The 4,872-nt window shown below is 70.6% G+C and carries 5 protein-coding genes; all 5 read right to left on the bottom strand.

Annotated features, from left to right (window positions below; all coding sequences use genetic code 11):
- Nucleotides 1-266, bottom strand: a 266-nt coding sequence (locus tag E1J50_RS24640; protein ID WP_207919266.1) for a hypothetical protein, incomplete at its 3' end; no start/stop codon positions are given.
- Entirely contained in the window at nucleotides 263-838 is a 576-nt protein-coding gene (gene gspG / locus E1J50_RS24635; protein WP_132256683.1) for a type II secretion system major pseudopilin GspG, read from the bottom strand. The genes E1J50_RS24640 and gspG, both read right to left, overlap by 4 nt.
- 33 nt (nucleotides 839-871) lie before the next feature.
- Entirely contained in the window at nucleotides 872-1,870 is a 999-nt protein-coding gene (locus tag E1J50_RS24630) for an SCO family protein (protein WP_165937968.1), read from the bottom strand.
- 71 nt (nucleotides 1,871-1,941) lie between these two features.
- Entirely contained in the window at nucleotides 1,942-4,356 is a 2,415-nt protein-coding gene (locus E1J50_RS24625) for a multicopper oxidase domain-containing protein (protein WP_245516742.1), read from the bottom strand.
- Nucleotides 4,357-4,629: 273 nt separating this feature from the next.
- On the bottom strand, nucleotides 4,630-4,872 hold a 243-nt coding region (locus tag E1J50_RS24620; RefSeq protein ID WP_132256675.1), incomplete at its 5' end, for a response regulator transcription factor.

The following is a 4,872-nucleotide window of genomic DNA, read 5'->3' as shown; positions in this document are numbered from 1 at the left end:
GCCCAGGCGACGCGCCCGGCGCACAGGTCGGCGGACCCGTCGGCGGACCACGTGGCCTGGGGCGTGCGCAGGCTGAGGCCGAGCCCGTCCGCGTCCGGGCGGAGCACGAGGCGCAGGGGCGGGGCGGCGGGCAGGCCGGAGCGCAGGTCTGGGCGCAGGCCGGGGCGCAGGCTGCCGAGGCCGGCGCGCAGCTCCGCCCGCCACCAGGCGGCGAGCGCGGAGAGCGCGGCGGCGAGATGCGCGCGCCAGGGGGCGGCCGGGCTCATTCGGCCCTCCTCGGCCCGAGCTCGGCCTGGCGCCCGCCCGCCGGCGGGGCCGGGGCGGCGGGCAGCAGGGCCGGCCGGGGCGCGCGGGCGCCGGGCTCGCGCCCGTCGGGACCGGTGAAGGTGATGAGGAAGCTGCGGCCGCGGTCGGGCGAGGCGTAGAGGTAGGGGCGCCCCCAGGGGTCCCGGGGCACGGAGGCGCCCTTGAGGTAGGGCCCGTTCCAGGCGGCGAGGCCGCCGGGGGGGCTGACCAGGGCCTGCAGGCCCTCGGTCTCGAGGGGGTAGCGGCCGGTGTCGATGAAGAACAGCTCGACGGCGCTGGAGAGGGTCTCGACCTGGATGCGGGCGGTCTTGGCCTTGGAGTCGGTGAGGTAGCCGAGCACGCGCGGGCCGACCAGGCTCATGATCAGCCCCATGATCGACAGCACCACGATCACCTCGACCAGCGTGAAGCCCGCCTGCGACCGCCGAGCACGGGCTGCCGCCCGGGCGCTTGCCCGTCCCGCGAGGGCGGATCGCTTCGCGGGGTCCTCCGTGCGAACGGACGACGCTGGCGCTCTCGCGTGGCTCGACATGGCTGCGCTCCGTCCTCGAAGGGACCCGTCGCCTCAGTGATGGTGATGATGGTGGTGGGCGTGCGCGTCGGCCGGCTCCGCGCTCGCCTCCTTGTCCTTGGCCGCCTCCCGGGCGCCGTAGGTCATCGCCTCGACATAGGCGAGGACGTCGGCCGCGTCCGTGTCCGACAGGGACAGGTTCGGCATGCGGACCGACGGGAAGGCACGGGCGAGGTCGAGGGCCGTGGCGTCGCCCTGAGCGCGCATCCGCTGAGGGTCGGTGACGTAGGAGACGAGCCAGTCGCGGCTGCGCCGGCTGCCGACCCCCGCGAGGTCCGGCCCCACCCGGGTGCCGCCGCCGACGGTGTGGCAGGCGGCGCAGGTCTTCAGGAAGAGGCTCTGCCCCGGCAGGTCGGGCGCGATGCTGGCCTCGCCGATCGCGGGCGCGCCGCCGGTGGCGGCGGGTGTGCCGGCGCTGAAGGCCGGGTTCATGGCCCGGATGGTGCTGGCGAGGACCGTCAGGTCGCCGAAGGCCGAGTCGCGGGCCCATTCGCCGGTGGCGTCGTTGTAGAGCAGGATGGTCTTGCTGTGGTCCACGAGCTTCCGGCTGCGCTCGCCGAGCTTGTAGCGCACGAGCTCGATATCCTCGGGCCGGCCGGTGAGGAACGACCAGCCGGGGCCGACGCCGAAGGCTTCGGCGTAGTCCTTGAGCCGCGCCGGGGTGTCGGTCACGGGATCGATGCTGATCGCGACGAAGACCGGATCGGCCGCCCGCTCGGCGCCCCCCTTGTCCCGGCGCTCCTGGTTCAGCCTGTCCTGGACCTGCGCGAGGCGGGCGGTGACGACGGGGCAGATGTCCCGGCAGCTCGTGTAGATGAAGGCGATGACGGCGATCCGGCCCTTCAGCACGTCGCTGTAGAAGCGGCGGGTGCGGCCGTCCTGATCGGTGAGCGGCGCGTCCGGCAGGTAGCCCTCGCCCCAGGGAGAGGCCGCGGCGGCCGGGCCGGCCGCGAACAGGGCCAGGGCCATGCCCGCGATCATCGAGGTACGCATCAGAGGGCGGAACATCGGACCAGTCTCTCGCTGCGGGAGGGAGGGCGGCCCGCGGGGCCGCCCGCGGGGCCTCAGGCCCGTGTCGGCGGTTTGAAGGTCGGCTGGGCCTCGGGCAGCACCTCCGGCACGCGGAAGGTGACGCCGTCGGGCGAGGGGATCGGCGTGTTCGAGATCTGCCAGTGCGGCCGGCTGCCGGTCTTGGCGAAGTCCGGGTCATTCGGGGCCGGCGTGAGCAGCTGGTAGCGCAGCAGCATCGCGAAATCCTCGTGGACCGTGTTGTGGCAATGGTTCACGTACGAGCCGCCGAACTCGCCGAAGCGGACCTGAAAACGCACGGTTCCGCCGGGGCGCAGGCGCCAGACGTCCTTGCGCACGAGCTTCTCGGTCGGGCCGATCGAGGCGCCGCCGCGGTCGAGGGTGATGCCCTCCTCGAAGTGCAGATGGATCGGGTGGTCCCAGCCCGTGCCCCCGTTGACGAGCGTCCAGTACTCGACCTCGCCGGGCTTCGGCACGAGGGCGCCGATCCGGTTGGCGTTCAGCGAATGGGCCGCCTGCCCGTTGATCTTCACGGCCCAGGGGAAGGATTCGATGGTCCCGCATTCGGGGATGCACTGGCCGGTCTTCGGGTCGCGGGAATCGCCGCCGCCCGACCGGTTGAACTCGATGACGCGCTCGCGCACGGGGGCGACAACCGGGATCTGGGTTGTCAGCGTCCTGAGGCCGCCCTTCCAGTCCGAGGTCGAGAAATCGGCGCTCGGGTCGGCCTCGAGCCCCGTATAGGTGCGGCTCGGGTCGTCGACGCTCTTGATGCCGCCCCTGCGGACGCGGAACTCCATGATCGGGCCGACGCAAGGGTCGGCGGCCACGCCCTTCAGGGCGTTCGACATGGAGACGGCCCCGTCGGGCTTCATGCCGCTCGTCTGCTGCAGCAGGTTGACGAGGTAGACGCTGTCGCCGTCGGCGAAGGCCGAGAAGTCGATGACAATGTCGTAGCGCTCGGCGACGCCCTGCTCCTCCATCTCCATCAGCTGGACCGGATTCACGAGCAGATTGCCGTCGTTGGCGATGAACCAGAACGGCACCGTCGTGCCGGACGAGAAGGTGCGGGAGTTGTTCACCGCCACCGCGAGCTTGATGAAGCGCGACATCGACGCGTTGAGGATGCGGAAGCGATAGCGGCGCGGCAGCACCTCCATGTAGGGGTAGTAGCTCCCGTTGACGGCCAGCATGTCGCCGAGGAAGCCGTCCGTGTCGAAGATGTCGAAGAAGAGCTGCCCGTCCTTGTCGAAGGCCGGGTTGGTGACCGCGAGGTTCACGTCGAAATCCTGGTTGCCCCAGGGCAGCGAGTCGCCGCTGGGCAGGAGCAGGTTCACGCCGTCGACGACGCTGGTGCAGGCCCGGTCCGGGCCGCTGTAGTAGTTGCACAGGGCGAAGTTGCCCTTGTGCACGTTCTCCGCCGTGAAGAAGAACCGGTGGTCGTGGAACCAGAGCGTGCCCTGCAATTCCCGATAGTCACCCTCGACCATCACGAGACCGGTCCCGTCGTCTGGGCCGGAGGCCTTCCTCTGGTAATTCGGGTCGTTGAAGGCGCGGATATTGGGCATGTCCCGCCGCGCCAGCGTCGTCCCCCAGTGATAGTCGTAGAACGTCCCGGGGAAGTGGTAGGCGTTGCAGGCGCCGTCGCTCTCGGCGCCGTTATGCGCGTTGTGGAAATGGGTCGAGATCTCGTTGCGGCCGAAGCCCCCGTTCTGGGTGCGGTCGACGGGCAGGTCGTTGTAGATGCGGGTCAGGAGGGGCTCGCCGTAGCGGGCCTTGATCAGGCAGGGCGCGCCGTAGCCGAGGCGGGAGCCGGAATTCGAGCCCCGCCAACCCGCTTGGCGCGGCCCGAACGACCACATCGCGTTCGCGTTCTGCGCCGGCATCTCGTTGCAGTACTTGGTGCTCGACCGGCACTGCCCGAGGGACATGATGTAGCCGACCTTCGGGAAGAGGTCGCGGTTCGCGCTCGTCGGGTCCTTGGACCAGCGCTGATGGGCGAAGAACTCGCCCGGCGGGCGGCCCTCGCAGGGGCCGCGGCCGGTGAGCGGGTTCGACAGCCGCTGCCAGTTCGCGCCCTTCTTCGACCACTCGTCGTGGTAGGAGAGGCGCCGGCCCGGCATCTCGTTGGCGTAGGGCCGGCCGTTCGGATCCATCCAGAGCACGTCGTCGCTGCCCGCCGCGGCCACGAGCGGGATGCGCGGCTGCACGACAGCGCGGTTGAGCGGCTCGTGGAATTTCTGCGCGCCGAAGAGGGGGCTTGCCGGGGTGCCGGTCGGCACGGCGGCGTAGGCGCTGCGCACGAAGGGGCTGAGGCCGTGCTTGGCCGCGATCAGGCCGCTCGCACCGTAGATCCCCCAGCGGAACATGTCGCGCTTGGTGATCTCGCCATGCGAATGCGCCTTGACGATCTCGAGCCTGTTTTCGCGGGCGCGCTCGGCTTCCTGCATACGGATCCGAGAAGTCGTTTTACGGTCGAGAAACATGGCATTCGTTCCCGCAGAACTGGGATGATCCGATGTTACCGAGCCCGGTGCGCCCGAATACCAACCAAGGACCAGCTGTTCGCGGGGCCTAGGTCCTACATCCGTTCGGACCTTGGTCTGATCCGGCATCCGCCCCGGAATCGCGCGGGCCCCGCACCGGCACGGGGTGCCGGCGCGAGGCCCGAAGATCGTCCCCCGATGCGCGTCCGGCCCCCCGCGCCGGCGCGTCGACGGCTATCAATGGCCGACTAGGTTCGAGCGGTTGTAGGCGAGCAGGGCGGCCTGCACGCGGTTCCGCACGTTGAGCTTGTCGAGGATGATCGTCAGGTAGTGCTTGACCGTCTTCTCGCTGATCTCCAGGCGGCCGCCGATCTCCTTGTTGCTCAGGCCCTCCGCCAGCAGCGTGAGGATCTGCTCCTCGCGGCCGGTGAGGCTGGAGAAGGGCGTTGGCTCGGGCTTAGAGGCGGCGGGGCGGGGCCG

The organism is Methylobacterium segetis (assembly GCF_004348265.1).
GTDB lineage: Bacteria > Pseudomonadota > Alphaproteobacteria > Rhizobiales > Beijerinckiaceae > Methylobacterium > Methylobacterium segetis.
The sequence above is the reverse complement of the archived record's forward strand: the minus strand, read 5'-3'. Positions and strand labels throughout refer to the sequence as shown.